The 22,872-nt window shown below is 48.5% G+C and carries 16 protein-coding genes; 11 read left to right on the top strand and 5 right to left on the bottom strand.

Annotated features, from left to right (window positions below; translation table 11 throughout):
* Positions 1–855 (top strand): bifunctional transcriptional activator/DNA repair enzyme AdaA, encoded by an 855-nt coding sequence (locus DDZ15_RS01630; RefSeq protein WP_109644194.1) that lies wholly within the window; start codon positions 1–3, stop codon positions 853–855.
* On the opposite strand, the gene DDZ15_RS01625 is transcribed toward DDZ15_RS01630, so the two are convergent.
* Positions 846–1,196 carry a DUF1304 domain-containing protein gene (locus tag DDZ15_RS01625; RefSeq protein ID WP_423242070.1) on the bottom strand — a complete coding sequence of 117 codons (351 nt, stop codon included), beginning with the start codon at positions 1,194–1,196 and terminating at the stop codon, positions 846–848. The two genes, DDZ15_RS01630 and DDZ15_RS01625, sit on opposite strands and share 10 nt — an antisense overlap.
* Before the next feature lie 876 nt (positions 1,197–2,072).
* The gene (locus tag DDZ15_RS01620) at positions 2,073–3,107 is read right to left on the bottom strand and encodes a VOC family protein (RefSeq protein WP_109644190.1); all 1,035 of its coding nucleotides are present in this window, start codon (positions 3,105–3,107) and stop codon (positions 2,073–2,075) included.
* Between the two features lie 192 nt (positions 3,108–3,299).
* Here DDZ15_RS01620 and DDZ15_RS01615 point away from each other — a divergent pair, with 192 nt between their 5' ends.
* The 3 genes from DDZ15_RS01615 to DDZ15_RS01605 all read left to right on the top strand — a co-directional run bounded on the left by DDZ15_RS01615 (position 3,300) and on the right by DDZ15_RS01605 (position 8,873).
* Positions 3,300–4,661, top strand: a complete 1,362-nt coding sequence (locus DDZ15_RS01615) for a D-alanyl-D-alanine carboxypeptidase (RefSeq protein WP_109644188.1) — start codon at positions 3,300–3,302, stop codon at positions 4,659–4,661.
* 67 nt (positions 4,662–4,728) lie between these two features.
* Positions 4,729–6,441 carry an ATP-dependent DNA ligase gene (locus DDZ15_RS01610; protein WP_109644186.1) on the top strand — a complete coding sequence of 571 codons (1,713 nt, stop codon included), beginning with the start codon at positions 4,729–4,731 and terminating at the stop codon, positions 6,439–6,441.
* A gap of 188 nt (positions 6,442–6,629) precedes the next feature.
* Entirely contained in the window at positions 6,630–8,873 is a 2,244-nt protein-coding gene (locus tag DDZ15_RS01605) for an ATP-binding protein (RefSeq protein WP_109644184.1), read from the top strand.
* A 19-nt stretch (positions 8,874–8,892) separates the two neighbouring features.
* Here DDZ15_RS01605 and DDZ15_RS01600 read toward each other — a convergent pair whose 3' ends face one another.
* From DDZ15_RS01600 to DDZ15_RS01590, 3 genes are all read right to left on the bottom strand, one after another.
* On the bottom strand, positions 8,893–9,876 hold the full coding sequence (locus DDZ15_RS01600) for a hypothetical protein (protein ID WP_242978838.1): 984 nt from the start codon (positions 9,874–9,876) through the stop codon (positions 8,893–8,895).
* A gap of 52 nt (positions 9,877–9,928) precedes the next feature.
* A complete protein-coding gene (locus tag DDZ15_RS01595; RefSeq protein WP_109644181.1) occupies positions 9,929–10,363 on the bottom strand; it encodes a hypothetical protein in 435 nt (144 codons plus the stop codon).
* A 122-nt stretch (positions 10,364–10,485) separates the two neighbouring features.
* The gene (locus DDZ15_RS01590; protein ID WP_109644178.1) at positions 10,486–11,430 is read right to left on the bottom strand and encodes a LysR substrate-binding domain-containing protein; all 945 of its coding nucleotides are present in this window, start codon (positions 11,428–11,430) and stop codon (positions 10,486–10,488) included.
* A 108-nt stretch (positions 11,431–11,538) separates the two neighbouring features.
* On the opposite strand from DDZ15_RS01590, the gene DDZ15_RS01585 reads away from it, so the two are divergent.
* The 7 genes from DDZ15_RS01585 to DDZ15_RS01555 all read left to right on the top strand — a co-directional run bounded on the left by DDZ15_RS01585 (position 11,539) and on the right by DDZ15_RS01555 (position 22,839).
* Positions 11,539–11,811, top strand: a complete 273-nt coding sequence (locus DDZ15_RS01585; RefSeq protein WP_109644176.1) for an acylphosphatase — start codon at positions 11,539–11,541, stop codon at positions 11,809–11,811.
* Between the two features lie 4 nt (positions 11,812–11,815).
* Complete coding sequence (gene thpR, locus DDZ15_RS01580) at positions 11,816–12,334, top strand: RNA 2',3'-cyclic phosphodiesterase (RefSeq protein WP_109644175.1); 519 nt, start codon at positions 11,816–11,818, stop codon at positions 12,332–12,334.
* An 85-nt stretch (positions 12,335–12,419) separates the two neighbouring features.
* The gene (gene dnaE, locus DDZ15_RS01575; protein ID WP_242978837.1) at positions 12,420–16,670 is read left to right on the top strand and encodes a DNA polymerase III subunit alpha; all 4,251 of its coding nucleotides are present in this window, start codon (positions 12,420–12,422) and stop codon (positions 16,668–16,670) included.
* A gap of 107 nt (positions 16,671–16,777) precedes the next feature.
* Positions 16,778–17,104, top strand: coding sequence for a thioredoxin (gene trxA, locus DDZ15_RS01570; protein WP_341458158.1), 327 nt, complete (start codon positions 16,778–16,780; stop codon positions 17,102–17,104).
* 168 nt (positions 17,105–17,272) lie between these two features.
* Positions 17,273–18,367, top strand: a complete 1,095-nt coding sequence (locus DDZ15_RS01565) for an efflux RND transporter periplasmic adaptor subunit (RefSeq protein WP_109644168.1) — start codon at positions 17,273–17,275, stop codon at positions 18,365–18,367.
* Positions 18,364–21,471, top strand: a complete 3,108-nt coding sequence (locus DDZ15_RS01560; protein ID WP_109644166.1) for an efflux RND transporter permease subunit — start codon at positions 18,364–18,366, stop codon at positions 21,469–21,471. The genes DDZ15_RS01565 and DDZ15_RS01560 overlap by 4 nt, the downstream gene beginning before the upstream one ends.
* Positions 21,472–21,498: 27 nt before the next feature.
* Positions 21,499–22,839: a TolC family protein gene (locus DDZ15_RS01555; RefSeq protein ID WP_109644164.1), complete on the top strand. Its 1,341-nt coding sequence runs from the start codon at positions 21,499–21,501 to the stop codon at positions 22,837–22,839.
* Positions 22,840–22,872 lie beyond the last annotated feature (33 nt).

Genomic DNA, 22,872 nt, shown 5'->3' with positions numbered 1-22,872 from the left:
ATGGACCGGAACTACGCACGCATTGAGAAAGCCATTGGCTACATTTCAAATCACTATAAGAAACAGCCTGATCTTGAAGAAATATCCCGTCACATAAACCTGAGTCCCTACCACTTTCACAGACTATTTTCAGAATGGGCCGGAGTAAGCCCGAAGAAATTTTTACAGCTGATCACGATTGAGCACGCAAAAAACGTGCTGCACAAGGGTATCACTCTTGAGCAGGCAGCCGATGAGGTGGGATTTTCATCAACTTCCCGGCTTTATGACCACTTTGTAAAAATTGAAGGGATGACGCCCGGGGAGTACCGGAACGGAGGAGCAGGACTCAATATTTGCTACAGTGTGCAGGAATCCCCGTTTGGCCGCGTGATGATCGGCTCCACCGATCGAGGCATTTCCCAGCTGGTATTTGAGAATGCATTTGAAGAGTTAGATCCGGAACCCCTGATTCGTGATCGGTTTCCGAATGCGCAACTGAGTGCAAAGGAGACGAACTTCCATAGAAAAGCTGCACAGGTTTTAAATTATGAGGCCTCCGGCGCAGAATTATCAGAGCCAGTCATCCTGCATGTGAAGGGAACTCCATTCCAGTTAAATATCTGGCGAGCACTTCTTCAAATTCCGGCTGGCTCACTGGCCACCTATTCCGATATTGCAAAAGCTGTTGGAAAACCGTCAGCTTCGAGGGCGGCCGGGTCCGCTATAGGCAAGAACCCTGTGGCCTGTATGATACCGTGCCACAGGGTAATACGTTCGACAGGAGTTTTCGGGCAGTATCATTGGGGGAGAGCCAGAAAAACCGCCATGATCGGATTTGAACAGGCCCGGAATTGTACCGATGATCAGGAATAGTATATGACTGCGAACGCGATCAGTGCAGGTGCGGCCTGAACCCAGAAAATTCTGCGATTCACGGTTGCAGCGCCAAAGATTCCTGCGATGACGACACAGATCAGGAAAAAATAGATTACGTGAAGCCCTGATGGTCCCAGAAAAAGCCCCCAGATAAGGCCTGCCGCCAGAAAACCGTTATATAACCCCTGGTTCATGGCCAGTTTTCTAGAGGACGCTGCAAACTCTTTTGTGGTACCGAATATCCTGCGTCCGGCCGGGCGCTCCCACAGAATCATTTCAAGAATCATAAATCCAATATGGAGCAGGGCAACTATTGAGATGAGCAGAATCTGCAGAATATTCATGGGAGTGGATAAATTTAGTGTGAATACAGTCTAAAAAAATCAACGGGTTGGGTAATCATTAAGATTTCTGATTGGGCAGACAATTGAATTCCGAAGTTATGTTTTTTCTGATCTAGGTTTAGAGTTTAACAACAGATGATCAGATCTGCCAACCGGTTTCAGGATAATGTACCTGTTAAATGCCTCCAATCGGGAATCAATTATTAAATATTTCCCAAAAACCCTCGACCATAATCCAAGCGTTGGTCAAGGCCCGGGCTCGGGTTTGGAACAGGTGGTTCATTCCACCCGCGCTTCGCACGGGGCTGATGATTGCACGCCATCGGCGCTTATGAACGAGGGTATCGCATAGGCGGCGCAGAAATGGGTTGTTCATTTATTTGGGATCCTGGAGCGCCGTCGCTCTTGACCCCGTCACTTGTCATCCCGACTAAGCAAGCGCAGCGAGCGCATGGAGGGAACCCCATAACGTTTCATCTGGATGATCGCTCTGCAAGCCACTCGACCATAATCCAAGCGTTGGTCAAGACCCGGGCTCGGGTTTGGAACAGGTGGTTCATCCCACCCCGCGCTTCGCACGGGGCTGATGATTGCGCGCCATCGGTGCTTAGGACAGACAGCATTGCTTTGGCGGCGCAGAAATGGGTTTTTCATTTATTTGGGATTCTGGAGCGCCGTCGCTCTTGACCTCCGTCACTTGTCATCCCGACTAAGCAAGCGCAGCGAGCGCATGGAGGGAAGCATAATGCCTCAACTTGCAAGCTGAAGGCATAATAATAGGCGACATTCTTTAATTAGGTCAATTCACAGGTCGCTCATCACTCATCGTCCACCATATATCGACCGGTCTTTTTGCTGATCACCCAATAATCAGCCCGACACCCGGTTCAGGCTGAGGGTTTTAAGCATCCAGTTGGGCAGCGGCTTCTGTTTTTTCCTCTTGCGAAGGTTAAGGTACCAGCCCCATTTTTTCATGATCGGCAGCTTGTGGGTGTTTACAAATTCAATCAGGGTTCCGTCCGGATCCTCGATATATGAGAATCTTCCGGCAGCCTCCCCCATGTCGAAACTTGAATCGCTGTCAACGGTGAACTCATATCCGTTCTCTTCACAGGCTGTCTTCAGGCGGTCCATATCGTTTACATCAAAACAGACATGGATGAAGCCCGGATCGCCCCAATACCTGTTTTCATACACCTTTCTTGGTTTTCGGCCGCTAATCTGGATCAGTTCAATGTCAACATGACCAAACAGGCGGCTGAAAGCACCATTACGTGCCTGTTTTTTTCTGAGCAGCACTCTTCTGGCACTGATCTCGTCTCCAAGATCACCATATGTGCCGGACTCATCATAAACAATGTCATCAAACTCAAGTACGCCTGTGTAAAGCGGGAGTGATGCATCAATGTCAGACACGCCGATCATCACGCCGCAAACCCCTCCCATCGGTTGCGTATTTTTCAGAAACCAGGAATTTCCCTCAACAATCTGAAAAAGATTCCCATACGGATCTCTTACCAGAAAATGCTGAGAACCATCGGGTGCCGTCAGAATTCGGGAAGCATAGTCTTTCATTGACTGATGAGCTTTTTCGATATCCCTGCATTTCAGCCGTATGGCGTTAATGCCGAGATCGCCGGGTAAAACGGTAAATCCGGACTCTTTGGGCTTGCGGCTTTTAAACTGCCAGATTTCAAAACCGCCTCCGCCGTTCATGTTCAGGGCGAGAAGTGCGCGACGCGAATGCGGAGTGCCACCTGTATAGAGGGTCATCAGGGCGGCTTCTGCCTCATCATCAAACACAGGAACATCCATGCAGAATAGAGACCTGTAAAAAGCCCAGGCTTCGTCAATATCGGTTACCCCAATTCCCACTTGCTGGATACCGGTAATAAGTTCGGTCATGAAAGGTGAATATTTTTAAAAAATGAGGTTTTAAATTAATCTTTTGTCCCTCAACCGCAAACCCGCGATCTGTTAAATTGAATAAAATGACTATTTTTCTACGGTCAAAAATCTTTTCATAAGCGTATAAATTCGATTCAAAGTACGCTGCCGTTCTTGGTGTCGAATAAATTAAATAATGTAGTGAACCCAATGTTTCCAAAGCTCATTCTACTACTCTGCTCTCTGTCCATCCTGGCCATGATATCCTGCAAATCTCCGGAAAGCGCCACTCTGCCGGATGAACCTGAAACTTCAGAACCCGTAGAGCGCTTTTTTGAAGAGTCCGGCGTATTCAGTCAGAGTACAACGGGTTTTGTTCTCTACGATCCGGAAGCGGATTCAGTGCTATACGACAGGGACGGAGACCGGTATTACACCCCTGCCTCCAATATGAAAATATTTACCCTCTATGCCTCGCTTAAAGCATTGCCTGATACTCTGCCTTCGCTTCGCTACACGGTGCGAAATGATACACTCTGGTTCAGGGGAACGGGAGATCCCGCGTTTCTTAACCCCAACTTCGAGACAAACGGTGCCTACCGCTTTCTGAAAGACCGGCCCGAAACACTGGTATATTTCGATGGTCACTATGAAGATAACCATTTCGGTGAGGGATGGCCATGGGATTGGTATCCTGCGGCCTATGCCCCTGAAAAATCCCCCTTTCCCGTGTATGGAAATATAATGCGGCTGCAGGCACAGCAGGTAGCCCTGGTAATGCTTAACGAAGAGGAGCCGGTGAAGCCGGCATTTTTTGAGCGGTATATTGAAAATCTGGGATGGGACGGTGAACAGATGGAGCTTGTGCGCAGGGACTATCAAACCAATACTGTCTTTTATTCACCCAGGTCGGATACCGCCAGACAGGAACGAAATATCCCGTTTAAATATGACAGCGGCCTGATTACGGAGATGCTTGCGGACACACTGAACCGGCCTGTGGATTATACTGATCGAAATGATCTCAGGTTTGAGCAAACGCTACACGCCACGCCTGCAGATACACTCTACAAACGCCTGATGCTGGAAAGTGACAATTTTGTTGCCGAACAGCTAATGCTGATGATATCGGAAATGCAATCCGGAACGCTGAACTCCTCGAACGCCATTTCCTGGTCACTGGATAATTATTTCCAGGATCTGCCGGATCGTCCGCAATGGAGAGACGGATCCGGACTCACCCGATACAACCTTATAACACCGCGCAGCGTGGTATATCTTCTGGAGAAACTGATGGATGAATATGGGGAAGAAAATGTGCTGAGCTGGTTCCCTGCCGGAGGGGTAAGCGGAACACTTCGCGGCTACTATCGTTCTCCGGAAGGTGAGCCGCCGTTTGTTTATGCAAAGACCGGCACCCTGAGCAACAATACTGCACTCAGCGGTTATATCTACACAAATTCGGGCAAACGCCTGAGCTTCAGCATCATTCACAATAACTACGTGATCGGCAACAATACCCTGAGACGGGAAACGGGGCGCTTACTCGGTCTAATCAGGGAACGCTATTGATGGCTCGGGGACCGATAGCGGTCATCGTGTTGTTGGATTTGTGCAGCGGCAGTTGGAAAAAATTTTCATGGAAGCAACATTCAGATCCCTTTGTGAATGCATAGACGCGATTCGGCGCACACGCGGAAGCAATGCCAAAATCAGGCGTTGCGCCGGATTTCTGAGTGCTCTTCAGAGCAATGACGACGTACGTCTTGCGGCACAGTTCATTGGTGAGGGGGCGTTTGCCTCAATCAGCAGCAGAAAAGCGTCTATAGGCAGCCGAACCGCAGGACTTGCCGCCTCATCTTTTTGTGAAATTGATTACGATCTTGTATTCAAACCCTGTCGCACGGCAACCGGAAGCAACTCCGAAACCATTGGGCGCCTGATGGAAAACATACCCGAAGCTGCAATCAAGCGCTCCCCGGAAGAGATATCGCTTCCTGAGATGGAAGAGTGGTTTTTCCGTCTGAGTGAGGTGTCGTCGAGAGATGCCAAATCTGGACTTCTGCATGCCATGTGGAGCCGCATGACGCCCGTTGAGATTGTCTATTCGATCAGAATGATGGGGCAGGGATCTCTTCGGATCGGTTTTGAAACCCGAAGCCTGGTTTCCGCCATATCGAAAGCTTTCAGTGAAGACCGGGAAGAGATTCGTTTTGTGCACATGATTACGGGCAGCATCGGCCGTACGGCAGAACTGGCGCGCTCGGGTAAACTCCATGAAGCCGGCTTCAAAATGTTTCATCCTCTCTCTTTCATGCTGGCTTCACCGATCGAAAACAGGGCCGTGGAGGATGTCAGCGGCTATGTTGCAGAGGAAAAGTTTGACGGTATGCGCGCACAGGTTCATGCCGATGGTGGTAAGGTTGAAATTTACTCGCGCGACCTTAACCAGATTACAGGTTCATTTCCGGAAGTGGTTCGGTTTTTCGCGTCAGCACAGCTGAGCAGTACCGTTTTGGATGGTGAAATCTGCGTGTTTATGGATGACAGGATCATGCCCTTTCAGATGTTGCAGAAAAGAATGGGCATCAAAAAACCGGACAAAAAAATTCAATCCCAATATCCAGTCCTGTTCATTGCATTTGATCTGCTTGCACACGATGGCCAGACAGTATTTGAACAGACCCTTGAAGAAAGGCGGGATCTGCTTGAGAAGTTGTCTGACCAATACGGTATCCCGGTAACAACCCGGTTTGAACTGAATGACGAGGATGATGTTGAAGAGTTGTTCAATAGGGCAGTCAGCCATGGCAATGAAGGGTTGATGCTGAAAAAGAGGTTCAGCAGATACGAATATGGTCAGCGCGGAAAAACATGGCTGAAGGTAAAAGAGCCCGGCGGTTCATTCGACACGGTGATCATGTACGCACACGCTGGAAGCGGCAGAAGGGGCGGACTTTATTCAGATTTTACACTCGGTATTTCGGTAAAGGAAGACGAAAGATATGAAGAAGAGTATATCCCGATAGGCAAAGCATATGGCGGTTATACAGACCAAGAACTGAAGCGCCTGAATACCGAGCTAAAAAAACTCGCCGTCGAGCGGTACGGTCCCACCCTGGGTTTAAAGCCGGGTATCGTTGTGGAAATCGAGTTTGATGATATACAGATCAATAAAAGAACCAAGGCAGGCTATACTCTGCGCCTCCCGCGGTTCAGGGCTATTCGCTGGGATCTTGCCCCCGATGATTCCGACACACTTAAAGACGTAGAAAAGGCTTTTGAAAGAAAAATGGAACGCGACAGACTGCCTCAGTCGGTGAACCCGTCTTTCAAAATTTCAAGCCGCTGAAAAAATTTCGATACGTTTTTGGTTTTCATCACTCCTTCTCTAATAAATGAAGTGCATACAGTCTGGCTGGCTCCGTAAAATATTTTAAAACAATGAGAAGTGACATTGTGAGTGAATGGCGATGGTAAGTAGGAGTGCGTGCTGGTGTGCATAACGTACACATAAAAAAGTCCATGATCTGCAATTAAATGTACAGGTCTCTGATCACATTATCGGTTTTGATACTGCCGCTCTCTTTACAGGCGCAGAATGAGAGGGCAGACAGTTTGCGTACCCATATCAATCCCGCAGTGATGGAGCCTTCCACAGTCTCTTCGATTGCAGACCTCTCAGATATTCTTATCCTCAACTCTGAATTGGAGGAAGCAAAAGAGTGGCTTTTGTTGGGATATGAAGTGGCTGAACGCATAGACGATAATGACGGGAAATTTTCAGTCCTGACGGGATTAAGCAAATACTATCTCGAAAAAGAGATGCCCGATTCGGTATTCATTATGACAGATCAGGCGGCTCTGTATGCTGATTCTCCATTTCAGGAAGGAATACTTCAGGAGCTGAAGGCAGAAGCCAACTCAATACAAGGCAATTACGTGCTGGCGGTTGAACGGTTCGGGCGGGCTTCGTTTCTGGCCGACTCTCTTGGTAACTACGAGCGCAAAGCCGGAATAGCCATCAAATCAGCTGATGCATGGTCGGCATTGGGCGACGATACAGAGGCGCTGAGGGCATACTATGAAGCACTTGAGTTTGCAGATCAGGCAGACGACTCTGCATTCATTGCTGCCGCCAGTAACCTGGTAGGATGGAAATTCCTGGATATGGATAATCCTGAACAGGCAGAGTATTTCCTTGTGAGGGCGGAAGAGATAAGCCGTGCAAAGCAGCTATCAGAAATCCTGCAAAGTACTCTGTTGAATCTGGGCAATCTCTACCGCGATCTCAGTGATTTTGGAAGAGCCGAAACATACTACGTAGAAGCACTTGAACTTTCCGACCAACGAATGGATACGCAGATCCGGATACGTCTCTATCATAACCTGGGAGTAATGGAGCGTGAGCGGGGTAACTATCAGGAAGCAATGCGACTGCTGCTGTTCGCCTTTGAGGAGAGCAGGAATCAGGGGGATGCGGAAAGTGAATATTACACTGCAGCTGCCCTCGGTGAACTTGAAATGGAGCGCGATAACAGGGTTCAGGCAATACGATGGTATGCAAGGGCCAATCTGGCTGTTGAAAATGAGGGCTATGCCACGCTCAGGCTTTCATCATATGATAATCTCTATCGGGCCTACCGCAAAGCCGGAAATTACAGTGAATCACTAAGGTGGCTCGAAGAGCGCGACCGGCTGCAAGACAGCCTTGAAACAGCCGATAAAGCACGCCTGCTGGCCGAATATGAAACCCTCTTCAATGTAAAGCAAACACTCGAACAGTCAGACGATCTGAGGGAGAGGGAGCAGGAGGCTCAGGCGCTTGTTCAGCTTCAGCAGTGGCTTATTATTCTGGCCATGATTGCCGGTGGCATTCTGCTGGTGGCAGCTCTGGTTTTGGTAAAATCGAACCAAAAGCGGAAAAAAGTTAATGAGAAGCTACAAGCCAGTAACCGCCAGCTGAATGAGATGAATTCTACGGTTCAGGAGCAAAATGAGGAGCTGGAGCAAATCAATGATATCAAAAACAAACTCTTTGCCATTATTGCTCACGATCTCAGGGGACCCCTGAGCTCGCTTCAAAGCCTGATTTACCTGGTTCGCGATCACGATCTCTCACAGGCTGAGATGGCCGAAATTACCAAAACACTGGAGCGTAACCTACAGGAAAATGCAAGCATGATGGATAATCTGCTGGCCTGGGCGCAGGCACAGATGAACGGAATTAAACTAAATGTTCGCGATTTTCCTCTGCATCAGGGCGTTAAATCGGTAACCGATCAGATTCAGTTCCAGGCAGAGAAAAAAGGGGTTATCCTTGATCTGGATGTGCCCAAAGCCATTGAAGTGAAGGCTGATTATGATATGGTAAAACTGGTGGTCCGGAATCTTGTCGCTAACGCAATTAAATTTAGCGAAAAGGAAGATTCTGTCAGGATAAAAGCGTTCCGGTCGGAGCTGGACGGAATGGCAGAAATACATGTGATTGATGAGGGGACGGGAATCAGGGAACAGGATCAGAAAAAGCTTTTTTCGAAAAACCACTTTACAAAACGCGGTACAGACAATGAAAAGGGTAGCGGCCTGGGTCTGATGCTCTGTAAAGAATTTATAGAGGGGCATGGCGGCTCTCTTTGGTTTGAGAGCAAGTCAGGAATCGGCACAACGTTTATGTTCACCATTCCGCTCAGCCAATCATCTCAGTCAAATGATCAGGAGTCTTCTGTTCAGAGTTCAGCAAAAAGGCCAAAAGCGGAAAAACCTGTATTTGAAAAAACGTAACATGTCCGCGGGTTGACGCCTAGTCAGCCGGTTCAATCTCCATTTCAAGAAAAGAGGATTCCAAACCGCGCTCATCCAGATAGTGCTTTACTACATCCGGATTGGGAGTGTGGGTAATCATGATTTTGCCCGGATCGAGCTCTTCGCAAAACCGGATCAGTTCAAAAAAATCAAGGTGATCCGAAATGGGTATTAATTTGTCAACGGTAAGCTGTGTTCGCCTTGATTCATTGGCTGCCCATCCTGAACAATAGGCAATCCTTTTCTTTTTGACATTCGAAGCGAAGCCGGTGCCTAGAGCTGATGACGGCGCAATCAGTATCTTGCCTTTGCAGGTTTCTCTGTTGTATGCGGAGTATTTGCCCAGCGAAACCCCGAACTGTTCATAGACGTCACATAGCTTGTAGCCGGCCCCGTGAATCATTGCGGGGTGTCCGAGAGGTGAAAGAATATGCATGATTTCCTGTGCTTTGCCCAGGTTATAGGCAAGAAATACAGGTGTTTCCCCGTCAGAGAGTGTTTGGTCTGCAAATGAACGGATATCATCATACAGTTCGTCATACGATTTCCATTTGTAGATGGGAAGGCCGAATGTAGCCTCGGTAATCAATAGATCTGCCGATTCTGGAGCGTCAAAACCCTCGGTTGCGGGCGATGGCGGGGTTCTGTAATCACCGGTATATAAGAGCGACCCCATGTCCGATTCAACATAGATCATTGCCGAACCCAGAATATGTCCGGCAGGGTAGAGTCGGGCCCTGTAATTATCCCCTTCAAGCCATTCGCCGAATGAAAGCGGATGTTCTGTTCCGCGAAACCCCCGGCGTTCCATAAGGGCCAGCGTGGGCTCCGAAGCTACTGCAACGGCATTCCGGTTACGGGTCATGTGGTCGGCGTGGGCATGGCTCACAAAAACATAGTCAGCCTCAGGATGATACCCGTCGAGAGCGATCCCCAGCTCCGGAAAAAAGAGTCCGTGATATCCCGATTTTTGAATAACCATGGGTTGCCGGATTTACTTGATGATGTTCAGGTTAATGATGCCAAACAACGGATCAGCCCACATTGTTTCTTTGCAGCAGGATGTAGGTAAGCAAAAACAGAATAATGCCGATGGAGATCATATTTGCAGCACCGATCCGGATCTTGCGGTTCAGTTCTTCACTGTTATCCAGAATGGCACGTGCCGTATGCTTCCACATCAGGATTAGTTGCCCGCACACGTAGATGATGACAAGGCACCATATGGAGAAAAGCAGCTCGATCCAGGAAAAAGGAAAAAAAGAGAGTATGAGTCCCGGTATGGTAAACAGCAGAAGGTATTTGAGAACCGTTCGCCATATGCGGGGCGGGGATTCATGACCCGCAGCCTCGATTAAAAAGTGTTTTACGTAATCGGTGCGGAAAAACAGATAGATGCCATAGCTGATCAGCAGCGCTCCCAGCGAGACATAATAAGCGGTAAACCATTGGGTTGAAAAAGCTTCCATAACCTTTACAGGTGCGGATAAAGTTCGTTTGGGAGTAACATGTCGATTAAAAAAAATTTGCGGACTCGGTTCTGCTTCCGGGTACCCTCAGCAGGGCAATAGTGATCCGGTTCGGCTCAGGTTTACTCAATCAGCACGCGCTTTTCGGTTGTTTTGAGCTCTTTTGGAATAGAGCTGCAGATTGCATCCTTGAACGCACTGATGATGGTCTGTTTAAGATGTTTTCTACCGTAGGCAAGACGTACCTTGCGGGAGGGAACCGGGTCTTCAAACTCTTTGATGATCGCACTCGAACAGCTTCCGTCAAATTCGCTTACAGCTGTCCAGGGCAGCAGCGTCATGCCAAAGTTCTGTTCTACAAGTTTTTTCAATGTTTCCAGGTTGCCGCTTTTAAACTCAATAGCCGCTTTCTTATACTTTTTGCCATGTTTTTCTCCATCCCTGCAAAGTTTAACGGCCTGATCACGAAAACAGTGGCCCTCATTGAGCAGCCAGATATTGGTTTGATTCAGGTCCTCAACCGTCAATTTAGCTTTCTCAATCAGGGGATGGCTGTTTGACAGGTAACCCAGAAAAGGTTCTACAAAAAGATCGTCCGTATAGATAAAACTTTGCTCCACAGGAGTGGCAATGATTCCCGCATCCAGCTGGTCATTCCCCAGCTTCTCCAGAACCTCTTCTGTTAAAAGCTCTTCAAAAATAAGCTGCACATTAGGGTACTGCTTTACAAAAGACCTAAGGAAGAGCGGTACCAGATAGGGGGCGATTGTAGGAATGATTCCAACCTTAAAAACTCCTTTGAGTTCGTTTTCAGTAAAATTGGCGATGTCGGTTAGTTCTTTCGACCCTTTAAGAATGGATTTTGCCTGTTCAATGATTTTTTCACCGATCTCCGTGGGGATCACCGGCGACTTGGAGCGATCGAAAATGGTCACTCCCAGCTCATCCTCAAGCTTGTGAATCTGCATACTCAATGTGGGCTGCGTTACATAACTTTTTTCAGCAGCCGTTGCAAAGTGGCGATACTTGTCTACTGCTACGATGTAAGACAGTTGTGTAAGGGTCATGGAATCAAAACCATTGTTAAATCATTGTGTAAAGTGAGAATATCGTAAATTAAAGAACAAATTGTTGCAGTCAGAAGCAGCGACACTCCAATTCGAAAGGTTCTCAATATGGAGAAAAGAAAGATTAAAATTCAAGGAAGGGTTCAGGGTGTTGGCTTTCGCCATTTTACAGTGCAGAACGCTCGCCGGCTGAATCTGAATGGCTGGGTTATGAACATGCCCGACGGGTCGGTTGAAGCTCTCATAACTGGTGACGATGAAGATGTGAGCAAGATGATGGACAAGCTGAAAGAGGGACCTGCAGCAGCCAGGGTCGATCGATTGGAATGGGATTCCGCGGAACCGGACAGTCTTCCGGATACGTTCAGGGTGAAGAGGTAAGAGGATGCGTCTGTTTGTGTCGATCGATCCGCCGTCTCAGATTCGCAAACAGCTGGCCGCATGGATACCCGATAACTCAGGTATTAAAAAAACGGCACCCCGAAACATGCATCTCACGCTACTGTTTTTGGGAGAGCAAAGTCGGGAAAAGAGCCATATAATCTGCGAAAGCCTTCAAAAAGTACGTTTCAGATCTTTTCAAATGACCGTTCAGGAGATAGGAGCATTTCCTGATAAAAGAAGTCCGGCAGTTGTTTGGGCCGGCGCTGAAGGTACCCCTGAACTGTTTAACCTTCAGAAAAAGATTGAGAATCAATTATCACTCTTTACGGAGCCGGACCTTAGGCCATTCCGGCCCCACATCACCCTGGCAAGGGTAAAAAACCCTGCACGGGTAACCGGTGAGGATATTTTTTCAGCTTCACCGGCGCCTCTAAGCTTTAACGTATCCGGATTCAGCCTGAAGAACAGTGTTCTTGAATCCTCGGGTGCAGTGCATCGGGTATTGAAAAAATTTCCGTAAAAGATGAATGGTTTTGCTGCCTGAACCGGGGATTTTAATTCTGCATTTCGGATGGCGGTTGCTATATTCAACAGTGTAAAATGAATTGAGAAAGCAATCTGATCGTCTCCCGTTTATGTACCTGATTTTTGATACCGAAACTACCGGCCTTCCGCAAAATTACTCGGCACCGCTTACCGATTTTGATAACTGGCCGCGCTGTGTTCAGCTTGCATGGCAGGTGCACGATGAGAAGGGGAAACTGGTTTCTTCAGGCGACTACATCATCAGGCCGGATGGGTTTACTATACCGTTCAATTCAGAAAAAGTGCACGGCATCTCAACCGAAAGGGCCCGTCGCGAAGGGATTCCGCTCGAAGAGGCAATTGAGTACTTTAACCGGGACCTCGGGAAAAGTGCATTTGTAGTCGGCCATAATCTTGAGTTCGATCTTAGCATCATGGGGTCGGAGTATCTGAGGCTTGAGCGTGAAAACCCGCTCACGCAAAAAATTGCCATCGACACAAAGGATGAATCCACCGAATATTGTGCTATTCCGGGTGGCAGGGGCAGATTTAAGTGGCCAACGCTGGCAGAACTCCACCAAAAGCTTTTCGAAATTGGTTTTGAGGAAGCCCACAATGCGGCAGCGGATGTGGATGCAACCGCCAGGGCCTTTCTGGAACTGGTTCGGATCGGAGTAATTCAGCCGGTATTTCCCGCAAATCAAATGCAGGAAAGAACGTCACCCTCTGCGCTGATCGATCCTTCGCACTACATGCCCCGGGTTGAAGAACTGAAAAGCCGCGGAGTTACGGGCGAGGATGAAGATACAAGGGAGTCAATTGATCTTTCCAGGGAGGCGGCCGCTCAAAAAGTTGATTCACCGTTCGTCCATCTGCATAACCATACAAAATTTTCCGTGCTTCAGGCGGCATCCGGAGTTAAAGACCTTGTCGGAAAGGCAAAGAAAGACGGAATGCCTGCAGTGGCCATAACCGACCTCGGTAACATGTTTGGCGCATTTCATTTTACAAAAGCGGCAAACGACGCCGGAATCAAACCTATTTTGGGGCTTGAAGCGTACTTTGTGGAAGACCGCCATCAGAAAAGTTTTACCCGCGATAACAGGGACAAAAGATATCAGCAGATCTTTCTTGCCAAAAACATGGAGGGGTACAGTAATCTCTCCGAAATGTGTTCACTCGGTTACATTGAGGGGTACTACTATAAATTTCCCCGTATCGACCGTGAGCTGGTTAAAAAATATCACGACGGCCTGATCGCAACCACAGGGGGGATTCTGGGTGAAGTGCCCGACCTGATACTGAACAGGGGTGAAGCAGCTGCTGAGGAAGCGCTGAAGTGGTGGCACGACCTGTTTGGCGAAGATCTCTACATCGAGCTGATGCGGCATGGGCTCGAAGAGGAAGAACGCGTGAACAGCGTGCTGCTCGAATTTTCTGAGAAATACTCCATTCCCGTCATTGCCACAAACAACACGTTCTACCTTGAAAAGGGGGATGCAAAGGCCCACGATGCACTGCTCTGCATCGACAACAACGACTTGATATCAACCCCGATCGGCAAGGGGCGTGACCGCCGCTTCGGCTTCCCCAACGACGAATTCTATTTTAAAACCCAGGATGAGATGAAGGGGCTTTTTGCCGATCTGCCTCAGGCCATCTCAAATACTCAGAAGCTTGCGGATAAAATAGAGCCGCTTAATCTCGAAAGCGATGTAATCCTTCCCAATTTTTCCCTTCCGGAAGGCTTTGCCACGGAGGATGAATTTCTCCGGCATCTCACCGTGAAAGGAGCTGAGGACAGGTACGAAGAGATGACCGATGAGGTGATGGACCGGATCAACCATGAACTCAGCATTATTGAGTCGATGGGGTTTGCGGGATACTTCCTGATCGTACAGGATTTTATTCGTGCTGCAAGGGAAATGGGCGTTTACGTTGGTCCGGGACGAGGCTCCGCAGCCGGATCGGTGGTTGCTTACTGCACCGGAATTACCAATATCGATCCGCTCACATACGACCTTCTGTTTGAGCGGTTTCTGAATCCGGAGCGGGTATCCATGCCCGATATAGATATCGATTTTGATGACGACGGCCGCCAGAAAGTAATTGATTATGTGGTTGAAAAATACGGCCGCGACCAGGTGGCGCATATCATAACATTCGGCACAATGGCTGCAAGATCGTCTGTGCGCGATGTTGCACGCGTGCTGGATCTGCCACTATCCGACGCCGACCGCATTGCCAAACTGGTGCCCGAAACCATCGGGATCTCTTTGGAAGATGCTTTTAAAGAGGTAAAAGAGCTGCGTGAAATCAAGGAAGAGGATATCCTTGAAGGCCGGACACTGCAGATGGCCGAGACCCTTGAGGGATCGGTCAGAAATACCGGAATCCACGCTGCCGGAGTTATTATAGCACCCGATAAACTCACGAAATACATTCCGGTCTGTACTGCCAAAGACGCAGATCTCTATGTAACACAGTTCGACGGCAAGGTGATTGAAGACGCCGGAATGCTGAAGATGGATTTTCTGGGCCTCAAAACCCTTTCAATCCTGAAAACGGCCATTCAGCTGGTCAAGGAAAATCACAGTACGGAGTACAATCTGGACGACATCCCGCTGGATGATGAAAAGACGTATGAAATGTTTCAGAACGGGGCGACGGTAGGTATTTTCCAATTTGAATCGGACGGTATGCGCAAATACCTGAAGCAGCTGAAGCCCACCGGCATTAACGATCTTATTGCGATGAACGCCCTCTACCGGCCGGGCCCGATGCAGTTTATTCCAGACTACATAAACCGGAAGCACGGCAAGGAGAAGGTGGCCTACGACCATGAAGACCTGAAGGATATCCTGGAGCCTACCTTCGGAATCATGATCTACCAGGAGCAGATCATGATGGTGGCTCAGCGGATGGGCGGCTACTCCCTTGGAGAAGCGGATGTCTTGCGGCGCATCATGGGCAAGAAGAAGCCGGAACTGTTGCCTCCCGAAGAGGAAAAATTTGTACGTCAGGCTGTAGAGAAAGGCTACGACAGAAAAACGGCAAAGGAAGTATTCGATAAAATGGCCATGTTCGCCGGCTACGGGTTTAACAAGTCGCACTCCGCAGCCTATTCCGTGGTAGCCTATCATACCATGTACTTCAAGGCGAACTACACCGCAGAATACATGGCCGCGGTGCTTAGTCATAATATGAACGATATCAAGAAGGTCAGCTTCTTTATTGAGGAGTGCCAGAGAATCGGGATCCCGGTTGATCCGCCCAATATCAACACGGGTGAGGGACGTTTTGTAGCCCGAAACGGAAGGGTTCAGTACGGTCTCTCTGCGATTAAGGGAGTGGGTTCGTCCGCGATTGCACAATTGGTGGAAGAGCGTGAAAAGAAAGGGCCGTTCCGATCTGTATTCGACTTCTCTGCCCGGATCGACACAAGGGTATGCAACAAGAAGACGATTGAGAGTTTGGCTCAGGCAGGTGCTTTCGATGAGCTGCACCAAAATCGCGCACAACTGCTTGCCAGCATCGAAGATGTAATCAGCTACGCGTCCCGTAAACAGGAAGAAGAACGGCTCAACCAGGTAAGCCTTTTCGGCGGGGAAGGCGGCAGCGGCGGCCTGGCCAGTGAACCGCGGCTCAGAGACTGTCCGCCATGGACCAATATCGAGCGGCTGAATAAAGAACGTGAGCTCATCGGTTTCTACCTGAGCGGGCATCCGCTTGATAAGTACAGGGAAGATGCGTCACTGTTCGCAACTCATACGCTGTCGCAGGATGAACTGTCAAGGCTTAACGACAGGGATACGGTGAAGATCATTGGTATTTTTACAGCCGTAAAACGAATATCGGATAAAAAAGGCCGCCCAATGGCGTTTGCACAGATCGAGGATCTTACAGGCAGCACCGAAGTACTCATTTTCAGCGAGGTGTTCGACCGTCACCAGGGGCTGATCGCACCGGATACGGTTGTACTTCTGGAAGGCAGCGTTTCGCACAGGGATGAACCGCCGAAAATTATCGCATCATCCATGGAGAGGGTTGAAAATCTGCGTGAAAAATTTCAAAATCAGCTCCAGCTCAAAATCCAGCTGCAAACGGCTGAACTGAGCAGGGACGACCTTCATCAGATGGCTACCCTTTTCAGTATTCATAAAGGGGAAACTCCGGTAAAACTGGTTATCGATAGCGAGCATGCCAGACGGCCTCTGCGGATGAATGTCAGAAAGTTTGTTGTTGAGCCAAATAATGAGCTGTTAGGCAACCTGAGAAATCTTGTTGGAAAAGATTCGGTTCAGCTCACAAAAAGCAACGGTGCCAGGTAGTTGGCCTCCTGTTTTATAGTATTTCGTGATAAAACCGATAGGAACTTATTATGTGCATTTAAGATTTTTATCCGAGACATTTAACAAAATTAAAACAAAATTGAATTATGAGTAAGACACTTGAATTGACAGATACTAACTTTTCAGATGAAGTTGAAACATCCAGCGATCCCGTACTGGTCGATTTTTGGGCGGAGTGGTGTGGCCCGTGCCGTATGGTTGGTCCCATTGTTGAAGAACTTGCCGGTGAGTATGAGGGCAAGGCGAAGATCGGCAAGGTGAATGTCGATACCAATCCGCAGGTTTCCGTGAAGTACGGAATCCGAAGCATTCCCGCTCTGCTGATCTTTAAGAATGGTCAGGTTGTGGATCAGATCATTGGCGCAGTTCCGAAATCACAGATCAAAAAGCAGCTTGACGCCCAGATTGCCTGATTATTTTAAGGCAGCATTACGAAGTAAAATCAAAGGCGGTTCCTGAAAGGAATCGCCTTTTTTATTGATTGGAAGACAACATTTTACAAAATCGGTGCTTATCTCTCAGAACTATATGATAAGTTTGATCGTTGGATAATTAATTAATAATGCAGATTAAGTAGTTACATGAGTAAAGTTGGTAAACGCACGCTGATTATTACGCTGGTTCTTGTGGTGATTGGTGCACTTTCCTATCCGAAAATAACCTCACTTTTTGGTGAAGATGCCGGACCAGGTTCTCCGCAGGGAAGTTTTGGGAACAGTGCAGCACTGCAGGTGGAGGCGGTGGAGCTTGAACCTGAATCAATTCAGGACAGAATTTTTACAAGCGGTTCGGTGGAAGCGAATGAGAGTGTAGAGCTCAGTTTTGATGCTACAGGAATTGTAACCCGTATCTTTTTTGATGAGGGAAGCCGTGTACGAAGAGGTCAGCTGCTTGTAAAAGTAAACGACAGTGAGCTGCAGGCTCAATTGCAAAGAGCCTCATTCAGACTGAATCTTGCCGAGCAGAGGGAAGAGCGTCAGAGGAGGCTGCTTGAGAGGGGCGGTATAAGCCAGGATGAGTACGATGCCACACTGAATGAGGTGAACGTACTGCGGTCCGAAATGAGACTGATTAACGCTCAGATAGCAAAAACCGAAATACGGGCACCTTTCAGCGGTATTGTAGGGCTGAAATATGTGAGCCCGGGCAGCTATGTGAGTCCAAGCACCCGTATTGCTTCTCTCCAGGAGATTGACCCTGTTAAAATAAATTTCTCCGTACCCGAGAGGTATCTTTCAAAAATATCGGTCGACGATCAGATCCTGTTTGACGTACAGGGTGTGGATTCTACATTTACAGGACGCGTATATGCTGTAGAGCCTCGAATCAACACCCAAACCCGAACGCTTCAGGTGCGCGCAATCAGTGAAAATGATGATGAACTGCTGTACCCCGGCGCGTTTGCCAATATTGAACTTATTCTCGAACAGATCGACGACGCGCTCATGATTCCCACCATTGCCATCATGCCCGAACTGAACAGGCAAAAGGTGTACCTGGTACGGGACGGTGTTGTTGAACAGGCATTTATCAATACGGGGATCCGTACAAGCAATAAAGCCCAGGTATTGAGCGGACTTGAACGGGGCGATACCGTCTTAACAACCGGCCTGCTTCAGGTGAGGCCCGGCATGGAAGTGGAAATTTCTGAACTGACCAAATCCAGCGAACTATGAGTTTATCTTCACTCAGTATCAGGCGGCCGGTGCTGGCTTCGGTCATGTCGATTGTTATCATTCTGTTCGGAGCTATATCATTTTTCTATCTGGGAGTCAGGGAATACCCTTCCGTTGATCCTCCGATTGTAACGGTATCCACAAATTACGTGGGTGCCAATGCAGATGTCATTGAATCGCAGATTACTGAACCACTGGAGGAGTCGGTAAACGGAATTGCCGGCATTCGGACCCTTACATCTGTGAGCCGCGAGGGAAGAAGCACGATTACGGTTGAGTTTGAACTGGAAATTAACCTCGAAGCTGCAGCTAATGATGTACGTGATCGCGTATCACGTGCTCAAGGGTCGCTTCCTCCTGATGCTGACCCGCCAACAGTTACCAAGGCAGACGCAGATGCGTTTCCTATTGTTTTCCTCAATGTGAGAAGTGATCGGCGGAATCTTTTAAATCTGACTTCGATTGCAGACAACATTTTTAAAGAGCAGCTGCAGACAATTCCGGGCGTGAGTGAGATCATGATCTGGGGTTCCCGCCAATATGCGATGAGGCTTTGGATGGATCCGCTCAAACTTGCGGCATACGGTCTTACCCCGCTGGATGTACAGGCGGCTCTCGACAGAGAGAATGTGGAGCTGCCGTCGGGCCGTATCGAAGGAATGACTACGGAGCTGTCGGTGAGAACCATGGGACGGCTTACCACACCCGAAGAGTTCAATAACCTGATTATCCTTGAGGAAGATGGACGAAAAGTCCGATTCGGCGATATCGGATATGCTGAACTGGGAGCGCAGAACCAGAGAACGATTTTAAAAAGAAACGGAATTCCGATGGTCGGCGTGGTTGCCGTTCCGCAGCCGGGTTCGAACCAGCTGGCTATCGCAGAGGAGTTTTTCAACAGGATTGACCGTATTGAACGCGACCTGCCCGAAGATTTGAGCATTGCTGTGGGGTTTGATACAACAGAGTATATCCAGGAGTCTGTGAATGAAGTTCAGCAAACCATATTTCTGGCACTCGGACTGGTAATTGCGGTTATTTTCCTGTTTCTGCGCGACTGGCGAACCACTCTGATTCCCATTATTGTGATCCCCATCGCGCTTATCGGATCCTTCTTTATCATGTATATCGCAGGATTTTCCATCAATGTTTTGACCATGCTTGCCATTGTTCTGGCTATCGGACTCGTTGTGGATGATGCGATTGTGGTACTTGAAAATATCTACTCAAAACTTGAACAGGGTCTGCCCATTATTGAGGCCGGTATTCTGGGGTCGAAGGAGATCTTCTTCGCAGTTGTAGCCACATCGCTCGCCCTTGTGTCGGTTTTTCTGCCGATTCTCTTTTTGGGCGGAACTACGGGAAGGCTTTTCAGGGAGTTTGGTGTGGTGATAGCCGGTGCTGTTATTATCTCGTCTTTTGTTGCATTGACGCTTACGCCCATGCTGTCGACCAAGATTCTGAATAAAGGTGCTGAAAAGAATCGTTTTTACCGCTTTACGGAGCCTTTCTTCCAAAAGATGAACAACGCTTACAAGCAATCGCTCGAATCGTTTATGAATGTACGGTGGGTGGCCTTTGCAATCATGGCAGCTTCCGCCATTCTGATCGGTGTACTCTATACAGCCCTGCCAAAAGAGCTGGCACCCATGGAAGACAGAGGGCAGCTGAGAATATTTGCTACCGCACCTGAGGGGGCTTCGTATGAATATATGGATGCATACGTCGACACCCTGATTTCGACGGTTGAGAACGCCGTTCCGGAGCTGATCGCAATCAATACCGTTACATCACCCGGATTCGGGGCTTCTACGTCTGTCAATTCCGCATTCGGATTTATTCAGCTCGAAGATGCAGGAGAAAGGGAACGGTCGCAGCAACAGATTGCCAATCAGCTTACTGCAGAGCTCCGGAATTTGTCGGGAGCTCAGACCTTTGTTTCACAGCCTCAGTCGATCGGTAATACCCGTGGCGGCCTGCCTGTGCAGTACGTACTGCAGGCGCAGAATATGGAACAGCTTGAGGAGGTTATTCCCGGCTTTTTACAGGAAGCCAACAGTCATCCGGCGTTTACATTTGCAGAAGTTAACCTGAAGTTCAACCAGCCTGAACTGCAAATTGATATTGACAGAGATCGTGCCAGAACGCTCGGAATATCCGCACGCGACATAGCCCGGACTCTACAGCTGAGCCTGTCAGGCACGCGATTTGGATTTTTTATCATGGACGGCAAGCAGTATCAGGTTATCGGGCAAATGGAGAGGCGCTTTAGAAACGAACCGGTGGACCTCCGCACCATCTACGTGAGAGGATCCGGGGATGAACTGATACAGCTCGACAACCTTGTATCCATTACGGAAACGAGTGCACCGCCTCAGCTCTTCCGCTTTAACCGGTTTAAATCGGCAACCATTTCGGCTGGCCTTGCCCCGGGTTATACTATAGGGGACGGAATCGATGCCATGAATGAGATCTCGGATATGGTTCTCCCGGAGACGATGATTACCGATCTGGCCGGACCCTCTCGCGACTTTGCTGAGAGTGCTGCAAGCCTCAACTTTATATTTATGCTTGCATTGGTACTTATTTATCTGGTTCTGGCTGCTCAGTTCGAGAGTTTCAGAGATCCGTTTATTATTCTCTTCACCGTGCCGCTTGCGATATTCGGTACACTGCTTTCGCTGTGGTATTTCGATCAGACACTGAATATTTTCAGCCAGATCGGCGCTGTGATGCTGATTGGACTTATTGCCAAAAACGGTATTCTCATCGTGGAATTTGCCAACCAGCGTCAGGATCAGGGTATGGATATTATGGAAGCAATTCTGGATGCCGCCGTTGTACGCTTCAGGCCTATCTTAATGACCTCTATTTCAACCATTTTGGGGATCCTTCCGATTGCTCTTGCCCTCGGAGCCGGAGCTGAAAGCAGAACCTCCATGGGTATTGCTGTAATTGGCGGGCTTCTGATCGGTAGTGCACTCACCCTTTATGTTATTCCCGCTATTTACAGCTATTTTGCCAGCAGCAAAAGGGATAAGAAGGAGAGAATAGAGAAGGCGATTGAAGCTGATAAGGAGCTCGAACCTGCAGCCACTTCGTAATACAGTTCATAATTAATTATTGATGTAATGCACTTTAAAGCCCGTATGGCTCTGCCGCTTTTAATCATCTTAAGTATACTGCCGCTGCGTACTGAAGCCCGGCAGGCCGGAATACTTACCCTGGAAGATGCAATTCGGCTGGGAGTTGAGAACAACTATGGTATTCAGATATCAAGAAACCTGCAGACGCAGGCGGGAAACAATTTTTCGCTCGGTAATGCAGGGTTTTTACCTGCTTTGGAAGCAACCGCAAACCGCAGAGAGAGCATTGAGGACAGCCAGTTCGAATCGGCCGGCGGTGATTCACAGACCAATAACGGCGCACGAAGTACCTCAAGCAGTGCGGGCATAAACTTAAACTGGACCCTGTTCGACGGACTCCGGATGTTTGCTGCTTACGACCGGCTTGAAACACTCAGGGATATCAGCGATGAGACGCTTCGGCTGGATGTTGAAAATCTGATTACAGATGTGGCCATGACCTACTTCAACATCATCCGTATTACGGAACAGATTCGGGTGCTGGAGAATAATATTGAGGTATCGCTGGAGCGCATCCAGATTGAAGAGACAAAGGTTGAAATCGGCTCTGGATCCGAATACGACCTACTGCAGGCACAAACTGACCTGAATGCCGACCGTGCTGCCCTGATCCGTGAAGAAAACACGCTTACAGAAGCAAAAATATTGATGAACCGTCTTCTCTCGAGAGATCCGGAAAGTGATTTCGAGGTATCAGGTGATGTTCGGGTAAACAGGCTGTTGTCGAGAGAAGAGCTATACAATAAACTGATGAGTGATAATGCCGAACTGTCGGTTGCCAGAATGCAGCAGGAAGTAAGCCGTCTTGAGCTGAAGGAGATACGTGGCGAGCGGTACCCGCAGATTCTGCTTTCATCAGGATATACTTACAGCCGGAACGAGAACGACGGCGGGTTTTTCCGTCTGAATGAAACAACCGGATTTTCAGTAGGGCTGACGGCAAGAATCAACCTTTTTAACGGGTTCGATACCAACCGCAGAGTGCAAAATGCTCAAATCAATAACAAGAATGCGGAACTCGCCCTTGAATCTCAAAAGCTGGCTCTTGAGTCGGATTTTCTGGCACGTTACAGGGCATACCAGAACAGTATAGAACTGGTTGACCTTGAAGAACAGAATCTGAATAATGCAGGGGAGACGCTTTCAATTGCCATTGAACGGTTCAGGCTTGGAACCATCAGCTCCCTGGAGTTCAGGGAAGCACAGCGAACATTTGTAGCCGCTGAAAGCCGTCTGGCCAATGCAAAATACGATGCCAAAGTTGCAGAAGCCGAACTGCTCAGGCTGAGCGGTGAGATCGATAAAATTAGTGCGATGCAGCCGTAACCGTTTGATGCTGAGGAATCAGTAAAGTTACAT

The organism is Rhodohalobacter mucosus (genome assembly GCF_003150675.1).
Taxonomy (GTDB): domain Bacteria; phylum Bacteroidota; class Rhodothermia; order Balneolales; family Balneolaceae; genus Rhodohalobacter; species Rhodohalobacter mucosus.
The sequence above is the reverse complement of the archived record's forward strand: the minus strand, read 5'-3'. Positions and strand labels throughout refer to the sequence as shown.

Bases quoted from the DNA above. Each gene is read 5' to 3' on its own strand.
- DDZ15_RS01630 (WP_109644194.1), top strand. From the start codon at position 1: ATGGACCGGAACTACGCACGCATTGAGAAAGCCATTGGCTACATTTCA.
- DDZ15_RS01620 (WP_109644190.1), bottom strand. From the start codon at position 3,107: ATGACCGAACTTATTACCGGTATCCAGCAAGTGGGAATTGGGGTAACC.
- DDZ15_RS01615 (WP_109644188.1), top strand. From the start codon at position 3,300: ATGTTTCCAAAGCTCATTCTACTACTCTGCTCTCTGTCCATCCTGGCC.
- DDZ15_RS01610 (WP_109644186.1), top strand. From the start codon at position 4,729: ATGGAAGCAACATTCAGATCCCTTTGTGAATGCATAGACGCGATTCGG.
- DDZ15_RS01605 (WP_109644184.1), top strand. From the start codon at position 6,630: ATGTACAGGTCTCTGATCACATTATCGGTTTTGATACTGCCGCTCTCT.
- DDZ15_RS01600 (WP_242978838.1), bottom strand. From the start codon at position 9,876: ATGGTTATTCAAAAATCGGGATATCACGGACTCTTTTTTCCGGAGCTG.
- DDZ15_RS01595 (WP_109644181.1), bottom strand. From the start codon at position 10,363: ATGGAAGCTTTTTCAACCCAATGGTTTACCGCTTATTATGTCTCGCTG.
- DDZ15_RS01590 (WP_109644178.1), bottom strand. From the start codon at position 11,430: ATGACCCTTACACAACTGTCTTACATCGTAGCAGTAGACAAGTATCGC.
- DDZ15_RS01585 (WP_109644176.1), top strand. From the start codon at position 11,539: ATGGAGAAAAGAAAGATTAAAATTCAAGGAAGGGTTCAGGGTGTTGGC.
- thpR (WP_109644175.1), top strand. From the start codon at position 11,816: ATGCGTCTGTTTGTGTCGATCGATCCGCCGTCTCAGATTCGCAAACAG.
- trxA (WP_341458158.1), top strand. From the start codon at position 16,778: ATGAGTAAGACACTTGAATTGACAGATACTAACTTTTCAGATGAAGTT.
- DDZ15_RS01565 (WP_109644168.1), top strand. From the start codon at position 17,273: ATGAGTAAAGTTGGTAAACGCACGCTGATTATTACGCTGGTTCTTGTG.
- DDZ15_RS01560 (WP_109644166.1), top strand. From the start codon at position 18,364: ATGAGTTTATCTTCACTCAGTATCAGGCGGCCGGTGCTGGCTTCGGTC.
- DDZ15_RS01555 (WP_109644164.1), top strand. From the start codon at position 21,499: ATGCACTTTAAAGCCCGTATGGCTCTGCCGCTTTTAATCATCTTAAGT.